General features: G+C 47.1%; 16 protein-coding genes. 5 read left to right on the top strand and 11 right to left on the bottom strand.

All coding sequences use genetic code 11. The features are described 5' to 3' along the window. Positions 1-86: 86 nt before the first annotated feature. The 4 genes from ABK01_RS08630 to ABK01_RS08645 form a co-directional block, all read right to left on the bottom strand. Entirely contained in the window at positions 87-671 is a 585-nt protein-coding gene (locus tag ABK01_RS08630; RefSeq protein WP_230974374.1) for a TetR/AcrR family transcriptional regulator, read from the bottom strand. 282 nt (positions 672-953) lie between these two features. Beyond that, on the bottom strand, positions 954-1703 hold the full coding sequence (locus ABK01_RS08635) for a biotin--[acetyl-CoA-carboxylase] ligase (protein ID WP_212565090.1): 750 nt from the start codon (positions 1701-1703) through the stop codon (positions 954-956). Then, positions 1700-2350, bottom strand: a complete 651-nt coding sequence (locus ABK01_RS08640) for a 3'-5' exonuclease (protein WP_253675341.1) — start codon at positions 2348-2350, stop codon at positions 1700-1702. The genes ABK01_RS08635 and ABK01_RS08640 overlap by 4 nt, the downstream gene beginning before the upstream one ends. Then, complete coding sequence (locus tag ABK01_RS08645; RefSeq protein ID WP_253675342.1) at positions 2347-4113, bottom strand: phospho-sugar mutase; 1767 nt, start codon at positions 4111-4113, stop codon at positions 2347-2349. The genes ABK01_RS08640 and ABK01_RS08645 overlap by 4 nt, the downstream gene beginning before the upstream one ends. Before the next feature lie 184 nt (positions 4114-4297). Here ABK01_RS08645 and ABK01_RS08650 point away from each other — a divergent pair, with 184 nt between their 5' ends. From ABK01_RS08650 to ABK01_RS08665, 4 genes are all read left to right on the top strand, one after another. Next, positions 4298-7156, top strand: a complete 2859-nt coding sequence (locus ABK01_RS08650) for a penicillin-binding protein 1A (protein WP_253676607.1) — start codon at positions 4298-4300, stop codon at positions 7154-7156. A 24-nt stretch (positions 7157-7180) separates the two neighbouring features. Then, the gene (locus ABK01_RS08655) at positions 7181-7672 is read left to right on the top strand and encodes a deoxycytidylate deaminase (protein ID WP_212565092.1); all 492 of its coding nucleotides are present in this window, start codon (positions 7181-7183) and stop codon (positions 7670-7672) included. Between the two features lie 597 nt (positions 7673-8269). Beyond that, positions 8270-10792, top strand: coding sequence for a hypothetical protein (locus tag ABK01_RS08660; protein ID WP_253675343.1), 2523 nt, complete (start codon positions 8270-8272; stop codon positions 10790-10792). Next, on the top strand, positions 10792-11916 hold the full coding sequence (locus ABK01_RS08665) for a glycosyltransferase family 2 protein (RefSeq protein WP_253676608.1): 1125 nt from the start codon (positions 10792-10794) through the stop codon (positions 11914-11916). The genes ABK01_RS08660 and ABK01_RS08665 overlap by 1 nt, the downstream gene beginning before the upstream one ends. Positions 11917-11940: 24 nt before the next feature. On the opposite strand, the gene ABK01_RS08670 is transcribed toward ABK01_RS08665, so the two are convergent. Next, positions 11941-13278 (bottom strand): MATE family efflux transporter, encoded by a 1338-nt coding sequence (locus ABK01_RS08670; protein WP_253675344.1) that lies wholly within the window; start codon positions 13276-13278, stop codon positions 11941-11943. Positions 13279-13544: 266 nt separating this feature from the next. On the opposite strand from ABK01_RS08670, the gene ABK01_RS08675 reads away from it, so the two are divergent. Beyond that, the gene (locus ABK01_RS08675; protein ID WP_212565096.1) at positions 13545-15095 is read left to right on the top strand and encodes an AbgT family transporter; all 1551 of its coding nucleotides are present in this window, start codon (positions 13545-13547) and stop codon (positions 15093-15095) included. 100 nt (positions 15096-15195) lie between these two features. Here the strand turns inward: ABK01_RS08675 and mnmA are convergent, their stop codons facing one another. Genes mnmA through ABK01_RS08705 form a run of 6 tightly spaced genes read right to left on the bottom strand, consistent with a single transcriptional unit; the run spans position 15196 to position 21097 of the window. Next, the gene (mnmA, locus tag ABK01_RS08680) at positions 15196-16263 is read right to left on the bottom strand and encodes a tRNA 2-thiouridine(34) synthase MnmA (protein ID WP_253675345.1); all 1068 of its coding nucleotides are present in this window, start codon (positions 16261-16263) and stop codon (positions 15196-15198) included. 33 nt (positions 16264-16296) lie between these two features. Beyond that, positions 16297-16836: a hypothetical protein gene (locus tag ABK01_RS08685; protein WP_253675346.1), complete on the bottom strand. Its 540-nt coding sequence runs from the start codon at positions 16834-16836 to the stop codon at positions 16297-16299. Next, entirely contained in the window at positions 16829-18061 is a 1233-nt protein-coding gene (locus tag ABK01_RS08690) for an LIC_12708 family protein (protein WP_253675347.1), read from the bottom strand. The genes ABK01_RS08685 and ABK01_RS08690 overlap by 8 nt, the downstream gene beginning before the upstream one ends. 24 nt (positions 18062-18085) lie before the next feature. Further along, positions 18086-18964: an SPFH domain-containing protein gene (locus ABK01_RS08695; protein ID WP_253675348.1), complete on the bottom strand. Its 879-nt coding sequence runs from the start codon at positions 18962-18964 to the stop codon at positions 18086-18088. A gap of 51 nt (positions 18965-19015) precedes the next feature. Beyond that, positions 19016-19486 carry an NfeD family protein gene (locus ABK01_RS08700; RefSeq protein ID WP_253675349.1) on the bottom strand — a complete coding sequence of 157 codons (471 nt, stop codon included), beginning with the start codon at positions 19484-19486 and terminating at the stop codon, positions 19016-19018. 12 nt (positions 19487-19498) lie between these two features. Then, a complete protein-coding gene (locus ABK01_RS08705; protein ID WP_253676609.1) occupies positions 19499-21097 on the bottom strand; it encodes a CTP synthase in 1599 nt (532 codons plus the stop codon). Between the last annotated feature and the right edge of the window lie 135 nt (positions 21098-21232).

Here is a 21232-nt window from a genome sequence, read left to right on the forward strand (position 1 = left end):
TCCATAAAAAATCTAACCGAGTTTTTAAAAGATGCCTACTATCTCCTGATAGATCAAGATTGCTGCCGTAGTTTGCTTGCTCCCCATTACGGAATCCCCAACACGGCTTTCCAGCCTGCACCGAAAAAAGTCCCCAGCGTATGGGCATATTTTAATGCGGTCTCTTTTGGATAATTGTGCAGCACCAGTTCGGCAAGGGAAGCATAATGCGCATGCACAAGGATATGCCATTCATCATCTTCTAAATCCCGAACGGGAACACCCCGCCGCTTTAGTTCGGCAAGGAACTTTTTGGTTTCCCGCATTTCGGCACGCACCACCATATCCTGAAAATCTGCGTATTTTGTACCGGCAGAGCACATCAGCAAAAGCTGAAATATTTCAAAATGTGCGTAGATATACTCGATCATACTGCACAGCGTTTCTTCTTCATGCTTCCACAGCTGTAAAAGATCGTCGGTTTTTACCAAGGCAAACTGCTCAGCTGCGGCATCGTGATACATCTGTGAAATAGTTTGAAACACCGGTTCTACCACGGCGCCGAAGAGCGCTTCTTTATCCTTAAAGTGATTATAAAATGCGCCGTTGGTTACATGCGCTTCCTTGCAAATATCCCTGATGCTTGCCCGTTCAAAGCCGAATGCTAAAAACTGCGCTTTTGCACATTGCAAAAGGTTTTCGTGCGTTTGCTGAAAATTCCTTGCTATAAAATCATCCTCCTCACAAATAATATTACAACGTAATATTACACTGTAATGGAGACTATAACGCAATTAAAAAAAAGATGCAAGATATAAATGCTCGACCTATTCTGAAACTTTCGTTTTCGAATAGGTCGACGAGTTCGCGCATCGTACAAATAGCATGATGCGAGAACATCGCATTTCAAGGTAACCTGTTCAGAAACGGAAGTTTCCGAACAGGTTTTATTTTTAACGGTTTCTGCAAACTGATTAATAGATCAACTCGCCTGAATAATATCGGCGCTCTTTATCCTCTTCCGTAATGCACAGCGCCCCGTCCGGAGCGATACCGGTTAGTATACCTTCGACGATGTCGCTCTCCTGTTGCCCGCGCATAAAACGCACTACAGAGCCTCGCTTCCACAGCCGACGGCTGATTTCTTCATTCCAATCGTTGCGGTTGAGGCATTCCTGTATTTGAGTAAGTAGTGCAGGGATAAACACTTCAAACGTAGGGCACCTATCGGCTCCGATAATCATCGCGAGCGAAGTTGCCGTGTGTTCAATACTCCGCAAAAAGGCCGTTTGAAGCAGGTTGATGCCGATACCGGCAAGCACACAGCCGCCCGCGCTTTCGCATAGGATACCGGCAGCTTTTTTACCGTTGATAAAGATATCATTCGGCCATTTAACAGCAGTCCGTACAGATGACGGCAAAAACGAATCGATCGTTAAACTGGCTGCCAGCCCTATCCGCAGCGTAAAATCGGTGGATGCAGGCTGCCTTAAAATAAGGGTGCCGAGTAGGTTTTCCCCTGCAGGAGAAAGCCACTGCCGATCGGCCATGCGGCCGCGCCCCTCCGTTTGGTAGCCGGCGTAGATGAATGTGCCGTCAGGACAACCGTCTGCAAGGCACTCGCGGGCGGCTTGTAAGGTAGAATCGGTGCGTGCGTAATAATACACAGGCGCCTTAAAAGGGTTTGGAATCGAGGTCGTTTCTCGCTTTTGTTGAGGTATCAAAATAAACTCCGTGAATAATCTTTCTCTTTTTGCTCCGTTTCAGGGGCTAATAGGCTGGCAGCATCCGTTTCCGCACGGATTTTTTCTACCAGTTCGGGATTGTTTTTTAAAAATCTGCTTAAAATTTTTTCAAAAAGCTCCATACAAACGCGAGCATCATCTTCGGCACGGTGAGCTTCCAGCGCCGTAATGCCGAACTGCACGGCAAGATCCTGCAATGCATAGCTGGAAAGTCCGGGAAATACTTCCTTTGCAAATATCCGCGTATCGACGGCTTTATTGGTTAAAGTCGGTTTTCCGGCGCGCTTTAACTCCGCATTAACATAGTTTATGTCAAACGGAGCATTGTGCGCAACTAGAACACCGGTACCGATAAAATCGGAAAAGTCGGGAAAAACGGCAGCAATGAGCGGTTTATCCTTCAGCATCGCATCGGTGATTCCGTTTACCTTGCCCGCTTCTTCCGGCATCGGTATTTCGGGATTGATCAGCACATTGTATCGGGCGATGATACCGCGCCGGTCAAACTTTACCGCGCCGATTTCGACGATTCTCCCTGATGAGGGATCAAGTCCGGTTGTTTCGGTATCAAAAGCGATAAAGGCTGCCGTGTCGTATACGGCAGCCAGCCAATCATAACTTGTCATCTAAGATCGTAGTCCAGACTTCGTTCAAATATTTCAACTTTTTTCTCTGCCTGCTTCCGAGCAGCTTCGAGATCGTTGTTGTTCTCCCTCATAAACTCAGGATGAATAATATAAATTTTGATCTTGGGTTCGGTACCGCTTGGACGAATACTGACGATTGTTCCGTCTTCCATAAAATGCCGCAGTACATCACTTACAGGGATATATATATGCGTTGTCTTTTCGGGAGTACGAGGATTGTAGTGAACTGAGTTCTTTACATCCCAAATAGTCCATACTTCTACACCGCCAATCTCTCTTAACGGAGACTTGCGGAGTTTTGCCATCATCTTATTCATAATTTCAACGCCTTCCGCACCCGGGAACACCTTATTGATGGTCTTTTCGCAGTAGAAGCCGTACTGTTTAAAAAGTTCGTCTAAACGATCTAACAAACTCTTTCCTTGTTTACGCCAGTAAAGCGCCATTTCGGCACAGATGGCGGATGCCGCAATACCGTCTTTATCGCGGATTTCCATCCCGAAATTATAGCCGTAGCTTTCCTCAAAACCGAAAATATAGTGGTAGCCTTTTTTGGAAATCTCGTCAGCCTTATTGCAAATCCATTTAAATCCCGTCAAGCATTCAAAGGTTTCAACCCCATATTTTTCTGCAATGCGGTCACAGAGGCTTGATGTTACAATAGAACGCACAATAGCAGGCTTTTCAGGCATTACACCAAACTCTTTTGCAGTAAGACAAAGATAGTCGGTAAAGAGCGCTCCCATCTGGTTACCGGTAATAAGGCGCATTTTTCCGTTTTCGTCTTTTACCGCCGAAGCGAAACGGTCTGCATCGGGGTCGGTAGCCATCAGAATGTCAGCTCCTTCTTTTTCCGCCAATTCAATCGCCATTTTTAATGCTGCAGGATCCTCGGGGTTAGGATAGCTTACTGTCGGGAAATTTCCGTCCGGTTCACGCTGTTCCGGCACGGTGATAATGTTAAAGCCCATATCGCCGAGCACTTTTTCAACATGCATCGCACCGGTGCCATGTAGCGGGGTGTAGACAATCTTTACGGACTTAGACATCTCTTTGATTAAATCGCCGCGGTGCAGCTTGGCTTTAACGCTTGCCCAATATTTTTCGTCTATCTCTTTATCGATAATGATGAGCTTACCGCTTTTAATCGCTTCGTCGCGGTTCATCATGTTAATTTTTTTAACCGCGTTTACTTTGTCGATAATCCCTTTATCGTGGGGCGGAATGACCTGTGCACCATCGTTCCAATAGGCTTTGTATCCGTTATACTGCGGCGGATTGTGAGAAGCGGTAACAACAACGCCGGTGTCGCAGCCGAGCTGCCGGATTGCATAGGAAAGCTCCGGTGTCGGGCGCAATGCCGAAAACAGGTACACGGTAAAACCGTTCGCCGCAAAGATGAGGGCGGTTGACTCTGCAAATACATCGGAATAGCGGCGCGAATCATACGCAATGACGGCCTTTAATTTTCCGCTTTTTGCTTTTTCCGGGAATGTTTCTATGATATAGTCAGCAAGTCCCTGTGTTGCCTTTTTAATCACCGTAGGATTCATCCGGTTTGTTCCGCCGCCGATAATTCCACGCAAACCGCCGGTACCGAATTCCAATTGACGGTAAAAACGGTCAAACAGCTCTTTCTCATCGTTTTTTGCAATAAGTTCTTCCACTTCTTTTACGAATGCCGGATCGGTTTCTTCCGCCATATACTGCTTTGCATAGGTCAGAATGGTGTTACTATCCATAATCGAGTCTCCTCTCAATAATCAATATCAGAATATCTCTAAGGCATCTTTAAAAACTTGAATTGATTGCGGATACCGCTACTGATTTAGTGTAACCTTTTTTTATAGATTACGCAAGGGAAAATCTTAGGGGTGTTAGAGCATAATGCTTGAAAAAAAAGCGCTTTTGTGCTTTTATAGGCGCATGCGCGGACGTACTGTCTTTTTATATATTTACCTTATTATTGTTTTTACCGTGCTTGCTGCAGGCTCGGCGATGCTGGGCTACTTACTGGCCGAAACGGCTGCCGTAAAGCAAAGCGAACAATTTACCGCTTTTAATCCCGACTTACCGACACGGATACTAGATATACGCGGAGACTTGATTACCGAATTTTCTTCCAACGAAAAACGGGAAATTATCAAGTTTGAGCAAATACCGCCCGCCTTGATCAATGCGCTCCTCGTTCGTGAAGACCGTAGTTTTTATCGGCATCGCGGTTTTACCATGAAGGCGATTTTCCGTGCCATTATCGGAAAACTTACCCACAGAACACTCGGCGGCGGAAGTACCATTACGCAGCAAATCGCGGGACTTTTATATTGCGACCGTACCGATATGAGCATTTCGCGGAAGATAAAAGAACTGTGGTGGGCAGTCCAGATGGAACGCCGGTACTCAAAAGATGAAATCCTTGAACTCTATTTGAACAAAGTCTATTTCGGCGGAGGTACCTACGGCGTCAGCGCTGCCTGCCGTTTTTACTTCGGACATCCCGTAGCGGAAATTACCCCTGCAGAAGCGGCTGTACTGGTTATTCAACTATCGAATCCCGCCTATTACAATCCTTTTGAATACCCGAACCGCGTACAGGAACGGCAGGGCTACATCCTCGATGAGATGGTGCGCCTCGGCTATCTCACCAAAGAAGAACGCGACGAATCCTACGATGAGTATTGGGCGCACTTTGATTATACCCGTACCGCTTCGTCCGCATGGTTTAACCGCGAAGATAAAGCCCGTTGGTTTTCGGAATATGTACGCCGCCAGCTTGAAACGATGATGTACGGCACGATGGATTTTTATTCCGACGGCTATATCGTGCATACCACCTGCGACCTGCGCCATCAGGCCGCTGCCGAAAAAGAGATGAGCGATTATATCCGCATCGCGAATACACGTGTAAAAAATACGCGGTCGCACCGCTTTGCGCAGAGCGAACTGTACAGCAACATCACTGCGCTCGTTTCGCTCGCCTTTAATATTCCGGCGCTCCATATCGATTCCGAACGGGTGCAGACAAAAACCCTTTCCTACTACCGCAGTGATTTAAATCCTATTGTCGATATGGCAGCGATGCTCTTCGGTTTAAACAACCTCAAAATCACCGGCGCAAAAAGTACGGCAAAAGTACAAGACGAGCTTGCAAGAAAGACGGTTGAGGGAACGCTCATCTGCTTGGAAAATAATACCGGCTACATTACAGCGCTCGTCGGCGGTAGTAAATTCGATGAATCGAATCAAATGATTCGAGCGACACAAGGGCGCGTCCAGCCGGGAAGCTCATTTAAGCCGCTCCTCTATTCCGCCGCCTTCGACACCAAACTGATTACACCGGCAACCGTGTTGGAAGACACGCCGCAGGTATTTCAGAACCAGAGCGGCGTTCCGTATATTCCTAATAACTATGCAGGGCATTGGCAGGGCACCGTTCTGGCATGGCGGGCGCTGGCAAAGTCGCTGAATATCCCCGCGATTAAGGTGCTTGATACTATCGGCTTCGACGCAGCAATTACCCGCTCTGCTGCGCTGCTCGGCATCACCGATCAAGATGAAATAGACCGCACGTTCCCGCGGCTATACCCGCTTGCACTCGGCGTTATCAGCGTTGCGCCCGTTCAGATGGCAAAGGCGTTTGCCGTTTTTGCAAATCAGGGGCGGCGGGTTGACCCCATTGCCATCCGCACCGTCGAAAACCGCAATGGTACAATTGTGATGGATCCCGAACGGGATTTACGGTTGGAACAGCGGCGGCGAGGAAATGCGATGCAAGTTATCAGCCCCCAAAATGCCTATCTTATGACTTCGGTACTGAAGAGAACGGTTACCGAAGGGACGCTCGCGTATGCTTCAAGCAGCGGTTCAAAGTTCCGGTATAAAGATAAAACAACGGGAAAATACTTTTCTATGCCTGTTGCGGGTAAAACCGGTACAACCCAGAACTGGTCTGACGCATGGACAATCGGCTTTTCTCCGTATTATACCGCCGCGGTTTGGTTCGGCTATGATAAGGGTGGACAGTCGCTCGGTCTTGATAACACGGGGGCGACGCTCGCAGGCCCTCCGTGGGCAAACTTTATGAAGGCAATCCATGAAGATATGCCGTATCGGGATTTTATTCGACCCGAAACAGGATTAACCGCCGTATCGGTTTGTTCAAAATCCGGAATGCTGCAAACGCCCTACTGCAACGAAGGCACGGTATCGCTCTACTTTTTATCGGGTACGGAACCGACGGAGGCGTGTACCTATCATGAAGCAAACAATGTACTGCTGGAAATTGCCAAAGACCGCCTACGCAAAAGTAATTACAGTACCGGACAAACGCCGGTTGACATTATTAAAACGGATGTACTCATTGACCCGCGTATTTTTGAAGATCCTGAACCGAGTAAACAAAGACGGAGAGGAAATACTTCCTATACGACAGATTCGTTTATAACCGATGAGCTTATAACGCCCTCCGGCACAGACAACACTTTTGAATCTAATCCATACTTACGCTCAGGTGAAGATGAGTCATCCATAGATCAGTCGTCGGCGCTCACTCCGCAACAAGAACAAAACACGCAGGATGCAGCGCCTCAGGCAGGACAGACCTCGGAAACGCAAGGGGCGAATAACACGCAGCAACCGCCGATTCCTCAAACTCATTTGGAAACTATCGACGAGGGAACTCCGCTGCCGTCTTTCCCGCCTGCAGAATCCAACCCGACCGGCTCCGAAACACAGGAACAAAACAACGGAGCGATACAGGAGGAAGGTATTAACCCGTGGCTATAAGGGAATTTTCTAAAAGGATAAAACATGAGTGAACAGCCGTACGTCCGCCCGACATGGGATGAATATTTTATGGAAGTCTGCCGCGCAATTGCAAAACGTGCAACCTGCGATAGAGGCAGATCGGGATGCGTTATTGCTCGGGATAACCAACTCTTAGTTACCGGCTATGTGGGCGCACCCCGCGGATTACCCCATTGCGATGATGTCGGACATCAATTTAAAAAAGTACAGCACGAAGACGGCACCATAAGCCAACACTGCGTCCGCACCGTCCATGCGGAGCAGAATGCAATTTGCCAAGCAGCAAAACGGGGAATCAGCATCGACGGTGCAACACTCTACTGCAAAATGACCCCGTGCCGGACATGCGCAATGCTCATTATCAACTGCGGTATCAAACGAGTTATTGCTGAAAAACGATATCACGACAGCGCCGACTCAATCGAGATGTTCAAACAGGCGGGCGTTACCCTTGAGCATTTGAGTGATACTATCGAAGAATATCAAGGCCAATAATACTTTTGAAAATATACGGCACATCTGCGTTGTCGCTACGCCGAAATAAATGCTCAACGTATACCCGATACGTCTCCGCTTTATTTCGGCTAGGCTCCTAGCATCTGTGGCGTCTATTTTCAAAAGGCTTTTTTCGAGGATATACGACACATCTACTTCGTTGCCTTGCCAAAAGTGTACATCCTTGTACACTTTTGGCAGCGAGCTTCGAGTGAGCGCGAAACTTGATACTAAAAAGAGAAGCTTTTTGGGAAGATTTACCCATTAAGCAGTAGTTAATAGCACACAAGAAATCATCATTGATTAAAAAATCGTTACAGCTTTTTCTACACTTGTTTTTTCTATATCGTTATCGTACACCGTATTGATAAAAAGTCAGCCCGACAGTTTTTATACCTCGTCCTCCGGCAAGGATAAGGACGGTAATTGCTTATATGTCAATCACTTGCATTGACTTTTTCCCCTTATAGATTATACTTATAGTGATTTTAGAGTATGCGAAATAACACCGCATTATGTAGGTAATACTGCCTTTATTTTAGAAACGGAGGAAGAAAATGAAAAAGATTACAATATTTTTTTATCGCAGTAAGTTTTTTGTTTATTTCCTGTGGGCAGGCAGCCTTTGGTAAACCGGAGGCTCCGCAGGGCTACGGGACGGTGATTATCGGAATTGCCGGGAATGGCGTAAGCCGTGCAGTTGGCTCAAACGGCTTACCGCTTCTCAATAATTCCCAAATGACCATAAAGGTTACGAAGGATGATGGAACGTCTATTACGGAAAAACACTTTGCCGAAAGTGCTCCTAAAACCATGTCCTTAACGTTGCCGGTCGGCGAAAAAATCGTCGTAAAGGTTATTGTTAAAAACGTTTCAGCTCGATGGTCGGGAGAAGAATCGCACGAGGTTACTTCCGGCACTAATACCGTCAGCGTTAAGCTTAAAAAAGCTGCCGTTGCTTTAAACGATCTGCTGTTCGGTACTAATAAGCCCCATGGATCCCATTCAGGCGGTGTAAATGATTACACATTCACGTTGAAAATAGGTTCAACGGAAGTAAAGAAAGAGCACATTAAATATCATAACTTTTGCCGCGACAATAAGGGAAGAACCTATCTTGCATACAACACCGGCAAGCAGTGGAATATTGAACGTTACACAAGCGAGGGTGATAAAGAAGAGAAAAACTTTCACAGTATCATGGGCGTTTCTCCACTGCTCCTCACAAGCGACCATGCAACAGGTGCAGTTTACCTTGTTGCAAAAGACGGCTTGAATATGAAGCTGTATAGAATAAACGAAGCCGGCGGCTCGCCTATAGAATTGACGGGAGCGTCTCTCGGGTATCTAACCGGCTATGCCGTATATAATAATGTACTCATCGCCTCAGGCTATGGAATGGTAGGTCCGGAATTAAAAATGTACCGCATAACCGAAGATACCGTTTCCGAAATCACACTTTCCGCTCAGTCCAATTTACGCGAAGATACAAAGATTACATTGGGAGTGGCGGCGGGATGGGTACATGGGACGATAAACGACCTTTACATAACTACCGATACCCTCTATGTTCTTTTTTCTAAATATCAAACCATTTCGGACTCCTTTTCCTTAGGCGGTATTGTCAAATACTCATATTCGGCTGACGATACAACCGCTTCAATAAGCACTCCTGTCCGCATCGGTATTGCAAATGAGCATACTTCTGATGGAAACGGTATTTACCAGACCGAAGAAAGCAACTTCTACGGCCCCGTAAAGGTAGTCGGTTTTGATGAAGAAAACCTCTACATAGCCGATGACGGCGTAACGTTCGAGTATCAAAAAGGAAAGCCCCGTATTACCGCAAACAAAAACCGCATTGCAACGCTTAATAAAGGAACCAATACGCTTACCTTTAATGATGCCCCAAGCGGGATTACTTGGCTGGGCGAAAATCCTGTATGGACAGGTGTAAGTACAAAGACCATCGTCTGGAAAAAGAATGCTGCCGGTTTCGACTATTATCAGCTCAATTCAGCCGCTGATGCACTCACGGCAGAAACTGAACTTGCTAATTCAACATCATCCAGCAGTCGTTTTACCGATGTGTTTTGCTTTGACGAAGCCGGAAACTTCTACATAGTACGATATAAAACCGGAGGCTACCGTATATGCCGCTTTGAGCTGAAAGATGACGGCAGCTATGATAGCAGCGTAACTGTAAGTACATCATCATTATCCGATCAACCGACCGCCATTGCCATTGACATATCGGGCAGTGTAAAAAAGGATGGTCAATCGGTAAACGCCTTGTATTACAGCTATAATGGCAGTGATAAATCATACATCAAACGGCTTACATGGGCGAAGAACGATTTATTTTCTAATGCTGCTGAGGATAATAGTTTCGCCGGCAGCGGCACTTTTGGAGGACCTCAAGATGTTGGCAATAACAAAACACGCTTTACCGCGCTTGCAGCCGATAAAAACGGCTTCTTTGTTGCTCTAAAAGAGACCGGTACTTTTGGGTATACTGTTAGAGTGCAAAAATATATGCATAACGATGGCAGTGCAGTCGGTAATGCAATTAATGTTCTCGGTGAGGTAACCAACGCTTCAACTTGGTCAAGACCGGGAGATTTAACCGCTCTGCATATCCAAGAAGGTATTTTATACGGTCTAACGGCAGTGCAGTACCGCTATGAACATGACGATACTTATGTATATTACCCAAAAGACTCTATTTCAGGAAAACTCATGAAAATAGGCAGTTCTACAGCCGATTTTTCCGGAAATGCGGAGGTGCTTTACACTACGGAATTGCCGAGGAGTGAAATTCACGCCTCTGGCTCTGTGGCCGATGCGAAAAGAAAAGAAGGCGGAAAATTTGCACCTTACCGGTTTATTGCCGTCATGCCGAAAAAACTCATCATTGCCTCTGACGGTTTTTGGGGGCACATTACCGATCGAAGTGATCCGAATACTGATGATGTTAAACAATTCAATTTTATATGGGATTTTGGTATAAAAGATGACGGTTCACTTGAAGGCACGCCTCAATCGACAGAAACCGATTCTGCTATTGGGTTTTCAAAAACACTTACGAGAAGGCCCTATTGCGGTTATGAGTGGAAATAATGACGGCTCTTATCAGTCTTTCCGTTCCGGTCTACGGAACGGAAAGATCTCTTCCTGCGCTGCTGGATAGCGTGTTAGCGCAGGAGCCTTTGCCCATCAGCAACTGCGGGCAGAACCTCTCGCTGCGAATATCGTTGAAAAACAGTCTTTTCGGACATTCCCGTGTAGTGGATACAAAGGCGGGGGGCTTGCCGGTTGAAGTTATCATCGTAAACGACGGAAGCCCCGCCGGCGGCTCCTTGCCTACAATCCTTAAACCTTATAAAAAGAAATTCAAAGCCGCCGGTATTCCTCTTATTCTTTTGGAACACTCTAAAAATCTCGGACTGGTTGAAGCCCGCCGCACTGCCGTACAAGCCGCCTCCGGCACCTACCTCTGCTTTGCGGATTCCGACGATACCCTTCCGCCGGATGCTCTTTCGCATTTGTACAATGGACTGCTTGCCTCAGGTACCGGTTCCCTTGCGGATGCCGCCGATATCATCCACGGTAAGGCCGAGTACAAAACCGACTTTCCCGATGAGGAAGCCCCGCTTTACAAAGAAGCCTCCCTTGCCGAAATGGAAGAAAATATAAAAAAGGTTCATACCGGTCTTTTGGAAGGGGATGAACTTTTAAATTCTTTTTTACTAAAAAGAGAGCTATCAAGTTTTTTATGGGCAAAACTCTTCCGTACGGAGGCGGCTAAGGCTGCTTTTGCAGATATTCCTCACACATTTTGCACGATGGGCGAAGACTTTCTTATTTACTTCTTTATCCTGCTCCATGCACGTTCCTATTTCGGAATAGAAGACACCGTGTATACCTATCATATAGGCACGGGCATAAGCTCCAATCAAGAAATAGAAGACCTCGCCCGCTGGGAACGGGCTTGCACGGCGGCCTCAGCCTTTGCCGTAATCTTTTCGTATCTTGAAGAACACCCCTTTGGTTCCCCCAATGCCGAAAAGCTGACCGCAGCCCTGCAAAACCGCTGTAAAACAGCCTTGCTTCAAAACCTCCGCCACTTAAAGCGCGTTATACCCTCCCTCCGCGATGAAGCTTACGCCATCCTCTGCGATTACTGGGGCGAGGAGTATGTAAACGCTGCGGAAAAAGCGCACATTCGGCAGCAATCAGAATAGCCGCCTGCCCTGTATATTTTAGTATTATTTTTTTACCAAGTCGGTTGCGAATATCTTTATCATAATAATAACGGAAAGCACTACGACAATTCCGTCAACGAGCGGCATAGCAAGCCATACGCCCCGTGCTCCGAAAAAATGGGGCAGTATCAGTACTGCGGGTACAAAAAGCACGAGCTGGCGAGAAATCGCTAAAATACCGGCGGGTTTCGGCTTGCCGATAGCCTGAAAGAGCGTCATATTCAATATCATAATCGCAAGCGCAGGGAAGATTATCATGGCAATAACGGCATTGGTTTTTCCCTGTGCGACGAGCGCGGGGTTATCGATGAACAAGCCCAATACCTTTTCGGGACTGAGTAAAAAGATAGCCCATGCAATTACTGCGAGCAAAAGGCCGAAGCCATAGAACAAGCCGGTGCCTTTTTTTACCCGATCAAAAAGTCCTGCACCGAAATTCGTACCGACAAAGGGCTGGTATCCTTGGCTTAATCCCCACAGCGGAATAAAGCTCAACATCAAATAGCGGAAGAATGCGCCCATTAGAACAACTTGATCTTCTCCGCCGTATTTTTTCAATGTCGAATACATTACCGTTTGCTGCACCAACGAAAGTACCTGCATAATCATCGCAGACATACCGATTGCAATTGTTTCTCCGACAATCGATCTATCCGGTTTAATGGTTTTAAAGCGAACATTTTTGCTGAAGCATAAAAAGTAAAAAAAGCTGACCAATGCGAAAACCGCCTGCGAAATAACCGTGGCAACGGCAGCGCCGACGATTCCTTGGTTGAATACAATAATAAACAGTGCGTCAAGCACAATATTCAGCACGGCGCCGGATCCCATGATAATCATCGCAAGCGCAATTCTTCCTTCTCCGCGCAGTACCATATTTGAAGCCTGTCCGAAGTTTACAAATATGGAGCCAAGGTACACAATCCGTAAATATTGCACCCCCATTGCGTGCATTTCTCCTTCCGCCCCGATAAGGGTGAGAAGCTGCGGCGCAAAAATGTATCCGACTATCATCACTACTGAGGACATCAGTACCGACAACACCAATACGTTTCCCATCACCGCATCGACGGTCTTTTGGTCTTTTCTGCCGACTGCCCGCGATAAAATCGATGCGGAACCAATCCCGACCAATACCGCAATACCATTATTTACCAACGTAAAAGCATAGGCGACGCTGATTGCTCCGAGCGCTTTTTCACCCACATACCGCCCGACAAACATTGCGTCGACAAAACTGTATAAACTGATTACCAGCATACCGATAATGCCCGGCACACCTAATTTTAGCATGAGCTTGAATATATTTCCCGATACAAGCTCTTCTCGTTTATCCGTCATAAGAACTCCTAGAAACCGACGATAACGTCAGTTATTTATAACGGAAATATATACGAATAGAAACGGATTGTCAACCTCGCATAACAGTATTGTCAGCAGCGCTCTTAACGCAAGTGCATCAAACACACTTCGTAGGTTGTGCCGAAATATATGATAAAAAGATATTGATATTTTTAAAATTTATATTTGCCAATATGGAAATCATCATATATAATTGAAGATATTATCGCATTATGATATGCGAAAACCATTTTCTAGGAGTTCTTATGAGTACAAAAAAGAACAAGGAAGTCTCAGGATTTCTCAAAGGCGTTGAAAGGATTGGAAATAAGCTGCCCCATCCGGCGATGTTATTCTTTATCCTCAGCATTATCGTTGTCTTTATTTCCGCTATTGTAGCGGCTGTCGGTGCGCCGGTTACTTACTTTGACGCAAAAAAAGGGCAGGAAGTAACGATAAAGGCTCTTTCGCTTTTGAATGTCGACGGATTTCGCTATATTTTAAACAGCGCAACAAAAAACTTTACCGGTTTTGCGCCGCTCGGTACGGTATTGGTCGCAATGCTCGGTATCGGCGTTGCCGAGTGGACAGGGCTTATCAACACCTCACTGAAAAAGCTCCTTACCAATATTAATCCCCGGCTGTTAACTGCTGTTGTCGTTTTTGCCGGTATTATGAGTAACATTGCTTCCGATGCCGGTTACGTTGTAGTTATTCCGCTTGGCGCTATCGTATTTGCAAATGCCGGACGGCATCCGCTCGCAGGTCTTGCTGCAGCTTTTGCCGGTGTTTCGGGAGGTTTCTCCGCAAACCTCTTGCTGGGAACTACCGACCCGCTTTTAACCGGTATCACGATCGAAGCGCTCCATAATGCCGGTATGGACATCCCGCTTGATCCTACCTGTAACTGGTATTTTATGATCGTATCGACATTCCTATTGACAATTATCGGAACCTTAGTAACCGAAAAGATCGTAGAAAAGAACTTAGGCGAGTATCACGGCACCTATCAGCCGGACAATATGCCCGTTTCCGCAGAAGAAACCAAGGGATTAAAGCGTGCCGGTATTGCCATTCTGATTATGGTGGTCATACTCGTTATCGGGATGTTCGGCTTACCCGGTCTTCCGTCCCTCGCTATCTTAAGCGAAGTGAATCCCAAAACAGGCGTTAGTTCTCTCAGCAACTTTATGCACGGCGGCTTGCTCCCCGTTATTTTAATTCTTTTCTTGGTACCCGGCTTAGTATACGGTAAAACCTTGGGAAAAATTAAAAACTCCGGAGACCTCGTAAAAGGGATGACACACGGTATGAGCTCAATGGCCGGCTACCTTGTACTGGCATTCTTTGCAGCGCAGTTCGTCAGCTACTTCGGTAAAACAAACCTTGGAACCATTCTTTCCGTAAACGGCGCTAACTTTTTAAAGAGCATCGGGTTTACCGGCTTACCGCTTATCATCGCATTCGTAATTATTTCCGCGTTCTTGAACCTCTTTATCGGTTCCGCCTCTGCAAAATGGGGAATTATGGCGCCGATCTTCGTACCGATGATGGTAAACCTCGGCCTTTCACCGGCTTTAACGCAGGTTGCATATCGTATCGGAGATTCCAGCACCAATATCATCACTCCGCTGATGAGCTACTTTGCGATGATCGTCGTCTTTATGAAAAAATATGATGAGGATTCCGGTCTTGGAACATTGATCTCGATAATGTTGCCGTATTCAATCGCGTTCCTGCTTTCATGGCTCGGCTTGATGATTATTTGGTATGTAACCGGCTTACCGCTCGGCCCGGGAGCATTCTTAACATTATAAGATTAAAAAAACTTAGGGGAACCTCTAAAAATATCAAGCCTATCGGCGCAGTTTTTAGAGGTTTCCACTCGTTTATCCTTTGATTCTTCGGGAGTAACTATCAGTCGCAGGCTTCCACGCCGTCAATAATACCGCCGCCGACTACCCTACTCCCGCAATAAAATACAGCGGCTTGCCCGCGCGCAACCGCCCGTTCGGGTTCGGTAAAAACGATGCGGCCTCGGCTTGTGCCGATCGGTTCAATACAGGCTTTTTTCAGCTGCTGCCGGTATCGTGTTTTAACCTCTGCGTAAAAAGGCTCCTGCGGCATTTCGGCAATCCAATTTACTTCCCGCACCGAACAGGCGGCGGCAAGAAGGGCATCCCCCGCACCGACGGTAACCGTATTATGCTCTGCCGATTTTTCAACCACGTAAATCGGATAGCCGAACGGCAAAGCAAGCCCCCGCCGCTGCCCGATGGTATAACGGTGCAAGCCGCGGTGCGTACCGACCTTGGCGCCATCGATGTCGATAAAATCTCCTTCGGGAAAAGCATCGGGCGCCAATGTTTCGATTACTGCCGTGTAGTCGCCGTCCGGTACAAAGCAAATATCTTGACTGTCGCTTTTATGCGCATTGACCAATCCGGCTTTTTCCGCAATGAGGCGAACCTCCGGCTTCGTCAATTCTGCAAGCGGAAAAAACGTTCTACCCAGCTGCTCTTGGCTCAACAAGGCTAAAAAGTAGCTTTGATCTTTCTGCGCATCAGCGCCCCGCTCCAGCGCATACCGTCCGGACGGCTCCCGAAACACCTTGGCATAATGGCCGGTTGCAACTGCATCACAACCTTCCCGTAACGCCTGTTCCAACAGGAGGCCGAATTTAATCTGCTTATTGCAGATGTAACACGGATTCGGCGTTTCTCCGCTGCGATAGCTTTGAATAAAATAATCGATAATCTGCTTTTGAAATTCGGCACGGAAATCGTAAACACGGTGCGGAATACCGAGAATCCGCGCTACCTGCGCCGCTTCCTCAATCATCCGCTCGGTTTGTTCCTTTGCAGCGGCGGTCTGTTCGTTCAGCAAGCGGAGAGTAACACCGCACACGTCATGACCTTGTTCCATCAGAAGCTTTGCGGCAACACTCGAATCCACACCTCCGCTTAAACCTACTGCGATCTTCATGCTCACGCTTTGCCTAGCCTTCCGTACTTCCCGTTACTTTTTTATCACGCTCTGCAATGACAGCGCTTTGCTGTCCGTCAGTACAACCGCTTCCAATCGTTTATAGGTATGGGCAGGGAATTGAACCGGCACGCTTAAAGCGCTGCCGATGTAAATCACTTTGACGGTTTTCGTTTCCTTCTCTTCCGTATCGCGGTTCGCAGCGGTGATACGGACGGTAAGCGGCAGCGCATAGTCATCGCTTTGTTCCGTGGCTCCGAACGAAATATTCACGTAGAGATATTCCTGTTGAGTCAAGTATTCCAGTTTGACCGGAACTCCCTGAATTTTCCCCGACTGCCGGTCGGTTTTAAATAGAAAAGATGCAAAACTAAGGGCAAAAACGGCAACAATGGCAAACAGCACGGAGCGGGACGAGCGCGTTGCGGTAAGGCTTTTAAGCAGGCTGACCTTTTTTATGTAATCGGGTTCATACATCTGCTGCACCGCTTCCGGCGCTCGCTTTAAACGCTCACTCCGATCATAGCGGAGATATGAACTGCCTTCACTCCACGAATCCGGTTGGTTATTCATTTTTTGACGCTCCGGTAATGGTGTTTGTCTTCCACCAGACAATGTCCGCCTGTTTGTCTCCGGCAAGAAGCGCCGACAAGATGCCGCCGGAAGAAAGATGGAAAGCATTATACACCAATTCATCAGGGGAAACGGTCAATGTCCGCGTATATATTTTATTTGAATGTAAGTCGATCAATTCGAGGATATAGCCGTCGGAGCGCGGCGTTGTCAGTAAGCACCAATTATTTGCCGTTACGCCAAGTAATCCGTAGACTTTTTTAATATGACGGGTACCGGTATTCGTATCTTCGGTATCCTCATACGGAGCAATATCAATAGTCCGTTCATACCGCTGATCTTCAATATTAAATGTATACAGACAGCTTTTATCATAGCTGATTCCGGCGCTCACATTGATATCCGCATCGATATCTTCACGGTAATAATCAACCTTAATATACAGCTTCTTCGCCGTAAAATCGGGGACAGTCTTATCAAGACTGGAAAACATCTTCACTTCACTGGTATAGGGCGACGGCAATCCGTTAAACGCAATAGGAATTTTATACAGCAAGCTGCCGGTATTGTCATACCAGTACACCCTGATACCGGTTTCCGTCCGGCACACTACGATAATACCGTTGCTTGAATCCGCATACAGCCCTTCGATAGGCGGAAAGGGGGTGCCGCCGACGCCTTCCTGCCCGACGGTATCCACAAATTCACCTGTCTCATTAAAATGAATGACCGTATCGCGTAATACAAGATTCTCCGTCTGATCGTATTCGATGCGTTCTTCGTTGACCGTATCGACGGCAAAAAGATGTTTATTCGGCGTTACGGCTAGGTACGTCGGATGATTGAGCGGATACGGCACGGCGCGGCGAGTCATGATTTTATCAGTTTGATCGGCATCGATAAAGGTCGGGCGGGGATTTTTTTCGGGATTATAATACAGCGCAAGCAAATCGCCGAACGATGTCAGCTTGAGGATTTTCCCCGCACCGGAATTACTCACGTAAAAGATACCCTCATCCATGACAAGCTGACTGTCGGGACGGACGTACGGACTTGCCAGCTGAAATAAATCGAGCTGGTCTTCAAAATTCCCGTATTTAATTGAAAAAAGCTGTTTGCGCTCCAAGTTCCCCGTTTTTTCTTTCCCGCACGAAGCGACACAAAGAGAAACAACGGCACACAAGAAAATACAAAGCCCTTTAACAAAACGACTGCAGCGGTACATTACCATAATCCGTTATTACGCTGCTTATTTGATAACTTCGGCGATGCCCGATACAAGCCCCGCCATATTCTGAATATCAGCAGGAATAATAATTTTCGTCGATTTTCCGTCGGCTACTTTTTCAAAGGCTTCCAAGCTGCGCAATTTAATCAGCGCGGAATCGGCGCCCACATTCTTAATAAGGTTCAAACCTTCGGCAGTTGCTTTCTGGATAGCTAAAATCGCCTCAGCCTCACCCTGCGCCCTGCATATTGCGGATTCTTTTTCCGCTTCGGCCTGTAAAATCATCGATGCCTTTTTTCCTTCTGCCACCAGAATAGAAGATTGCTTTTGCCCCTCTGCAATAAGGATGGCCTCGCGCCGTTCGCGTTCTGCACGCATCTGTTTTTCCATCGCTTCCTGAATGGATTCAGGGGGAATGATATTCTTTACTTCTACACGGTTTACCTTAATACCCCACGGATCGGTCGCTTCATCCAGAATGCTGCGCATACGAGTATTGATAACATCGCGGCTTGTCAGCGTGCCGTCAAGTTCCAATTCACCGATAATATTCCGCAGCGTGGTTGCCGACAGATTTTCAATCGCATTCATCGGGTTTTCAACGCCGTAGGTATAGAGCTTCGGGTCGGTAATCTGAAAATAAATAACCGTGTCAATCATCATGGTAACGTTGTCTTTCGTAATAACCGGCTGCGGCTTAAAATCGAGCACCCGTTCCTTGAGCGACACCTTATTGGCAATTCGATCGACAAACGGCATCTTAACGTGCAGGCCGACCTCCCATGACTGGAAATAGCCGCCAAGCCGTTCGATAATGAACGACTGAGACTGCGGTACAATTCTGATATTCAAAATAAGCAGAATGAGTACGAATACGATTAATGCAAAAGCAATCCACATAGTAAAACCTCTCTATTATATTTAGGCTCTTGTTAGGCGTCTCTAAACGTTTCAGTTTTCAGAGGCATCCATTTCTTTTACGATCAGGGTAACACCCTCTATCTTTTCGATGATACATTCATCTCCGGCAGGTATAACCGCGCCGTCAACCGAAGCAGCCGTCCACACAACGCCATTGATTTTAACTTGCCCTTTTTCCCATTCGGTAATGGTTTGTAGCACGACGGCTTTTTTACCGATAAGGCTGTCCGCATTGGTTTTTTCCCGTTTGGTATGCAAAAATTTCAGCGCAATGGGGCGGGTAAAAAAGAGCAGCAGCAATGCAACAAGCGCAAACAGAACGCACTGCACATAAAACGGCGGATGCAACATGGAAACGAAAATCATCAGCACGGCGCTGAGCGCAAACCACACGGTCGTTAAACCGAGTGTCATCCCCTCGATAACTGCACAAATAACAGCGATACCGAACCAAAACCACGGCGTATAAAACGCTAAAAACATCGACAGTTGGAAGAGCATACGGCCATCTCCTTAGGCTCGTGCCAGCGCCGCTCCGATAAAGTCACGGAATAGCGGATGCGGCTTATTCGGACGGGAGGCAAACTCGGGATGGAACTGCACCGCTACAAACCACGGATGCTTTTTCAGCTCGACGATTTCCACTAAATTGCGCTCAGGATTGATTCCCGAAAGCAGCATGTCGGAGTTTTCAAACCGGCTGCGGTACAAATTGTTAAATTCATAGCGGTGCCGGTGGCGCTCGCGAATTTCGTGCATTTTATAAGCCTGCTCCGCCTTGCTGTTTTCCGCAACCATACAGCGGAAAGAACCGAGCCTGAGCGTGCCGCCGAGCTGCACGTCTTTTTGATCGGGCATCAAGTCGATAACGGGTTCACAATTCTTGATAAACTCTGAGGAATGCGCGCGTTCCAATCCGAGTACATGGCGGGCAAATTCGATAACGGCAATCTGCATCCCAAGGCAAATACCGAAATAGGGAACGCCCTTGGTACGCGCGTATTCCGCAGTGAGTACCATCCCTTCAATGCCGCGCTCACCGAAGCCGCCCGGAACGATAATCGCCTGTGCATCTTTTAAGAGCTCTTCGGCCTTTGCCGCATCCGTAATCTTCGCCGCGTCAATCCACAGCTGCTTTACACGTGCGCGGTGATAGACCCCTGCCGCGGTCAACGCTTCGCTTACGCTTAAATACGCATCGGGCAGCTCGGTATATTTGCCGACGAGGGCAACCGTTACTTCTTTTTCGGGATGATAATAGGATTCAACCATTTCCTTCCACGACTGTAAATCGGGCTCGGAATTGGGGATATTGAAAAGCTCGCAGATTTTTTTACCGAGGTTCCCTTCTTCCAGCATCAACGGAACTTCGTAGATGGACTTTGCGGTAAGATTTTCGATAATGGCGTCTTGGCTGACATTGCAAAAAAGACTGAGCTTTTCACGAATGGATTTACTGAGCCTTTTTTCGCTGCGGCACATGATGATATCGGGCTGAATTCCGAAGCCAAGCAGCTCTTTAACGCTGTGCTGCATGGGTTTGGTTTTAATCTCGCCGCATTCCTTTAAGTACGGTAAAAGCCCGAGGTGAATAAAAAGACAATGTTCCCTGCCGACCGTGTTCCGAATTTGCCGAATTGCTTCTATAAAAGGGAGCGATTCGATGTCACCGACCGTACCGCCTATTTCCGTAATAACGATATCGCTGCCGGTTTGCTCCGCCGTTTGCATAATGCGGTGCTTAATTTCGTCGGTAACATGCGGGATAACCTGTACGGTCGCTCCGCAATAGTCCCCAGCCCGTTCATGATCTAATATGGAAAGATACACTTTTCCAGCCGTGTGGCTGTTAAATTTATGCAAAGCAACATCGGTGAACCGTTCGTAATGACCGAGATCGAGGTCGGTTTCTCCGCCGTCCTCGGTTACAAAAACTTCTCCATGCTGATAGGGATTCATCGTTCCCGGATCGATATTCAGATAAGGGTCAAACTTTTGATTGATAACCGAAAAACCTCTGCTTTTCAGCAAAAGTCCGATAGATGCAGCGGTAATGCCTTTCCCAAGGGAAGAAACAACCCCGCCGGTAATAAAAATAAAACGAGCTTTCATCATGTGCGCCACTATAACATATTATGAGGGCTTCCGCAATCAATATACCTCGCCGCAGAGCATCATAAGATAAAACCATCCTTAGCGCCTAAAATTTCCTTCGAACGGATGTTCACAATCTCCCTAAAAAAGTAT

This window comes from Treponema sp. OMZ 305 (assembly GCF_024181325.1).
Classification (GTDB): Bacteria; Spirochaetota; Spirochaetia; order Treponematales; family Treponemataceae; genus Treponema.

Bases quoted from the DNA above. Each gene is read 5' to 3' on its own strand.
- ABK01_RS08640 (WP_253675341.1), bottom strand. From the start codon at position 2,350: ATGACAAGTTATGATTGGCTGGCTGCCGTATACGACACGGCAGCCTTT.
- ABK01_RS08690 (WP_253675347.1), bottom strand. From the start codon at position 18,061: ATGTACCGCTGCAGTCGTTTTGTTAAAGGGCTTTGTATTTTCTTGTGT.
- ABK01_RS08675 (WP_212565096.1), top strand. From the start codon at position 13,545: ATGAGTACAAAAAAGAACAAGGAAGTCTCAGGATTTCTCAAAGGCGTT.
- ABK01_RS08645 (WP_253675342.1), bottom strand. From the start codon at position 4,113: ATGGATAGTAACACCATTCTGACCTATGCAAAGCAGTATATGGCGGAA.
- ABK01_RS08705 (WP_253676609.1), bottom strand. From the start codon at position 21,097: ATGAAAGCTCGTTTTATTTTTATTACCGGCGGGGTTGTTTCTTCCCTT.
- ABK01_RS08650 (WP_253676607.1), top strand. From the start codon at position 4,298: ATGCGCGGACGTACTGTCTTTTTATATATTTACCTTATTATTGTTTTT.
- ABK01_RS08685 (WP_253675346.1), bottom strand. From the start codon at position 16,836: ATGAATAACCAACCGGATTCGTGGAGTGAAGGCAGTTCATATCTCCGC.
- ABK01_RS08695 (WP_253675348.1), bottom strand. From the start codon at position 18,964: ATGTGGATTGCTTTTGCATTAATCGTATTCGTACTCATTCTGCTTATT.
- ABK01_RS08670 (WP_253675344.1), bottom strand. From the start codon at position 13,278: ATGACGGATAAACGAGAAGAGCTTGTATCGGGAAATATATTCAAGCTC.
- mnmA (WP_253675345.1), bottom strand. From the start codon at position 16,263: ATGAAGATCGCAGTAGGTTTAAGCGGAGGTGTGGATTCGAGTGTTGCC.
- ABK01_RS08665 (WP_253676608.1), top strand. From the start codon at position 10,792: ATGACGGCTCTTATCAGTCTTTCCGTTCCGGTCTACGGAACGGAAAGA.
- ABK01_RS08655 (WP_212565092.1), top strand. From the start codon at position 7,181: ATGAGTGAACAGCCGTACGTCCGCCCGACATGGGATGAATATTTTATG.
- ABK01_RS08700 (WP_253675349.1), bottom strand. From the start codon at position 19,486: ATGCTCTTCCAACTGTCGATGTTTTTAGCGTTTTATACGCCGTGGTTT.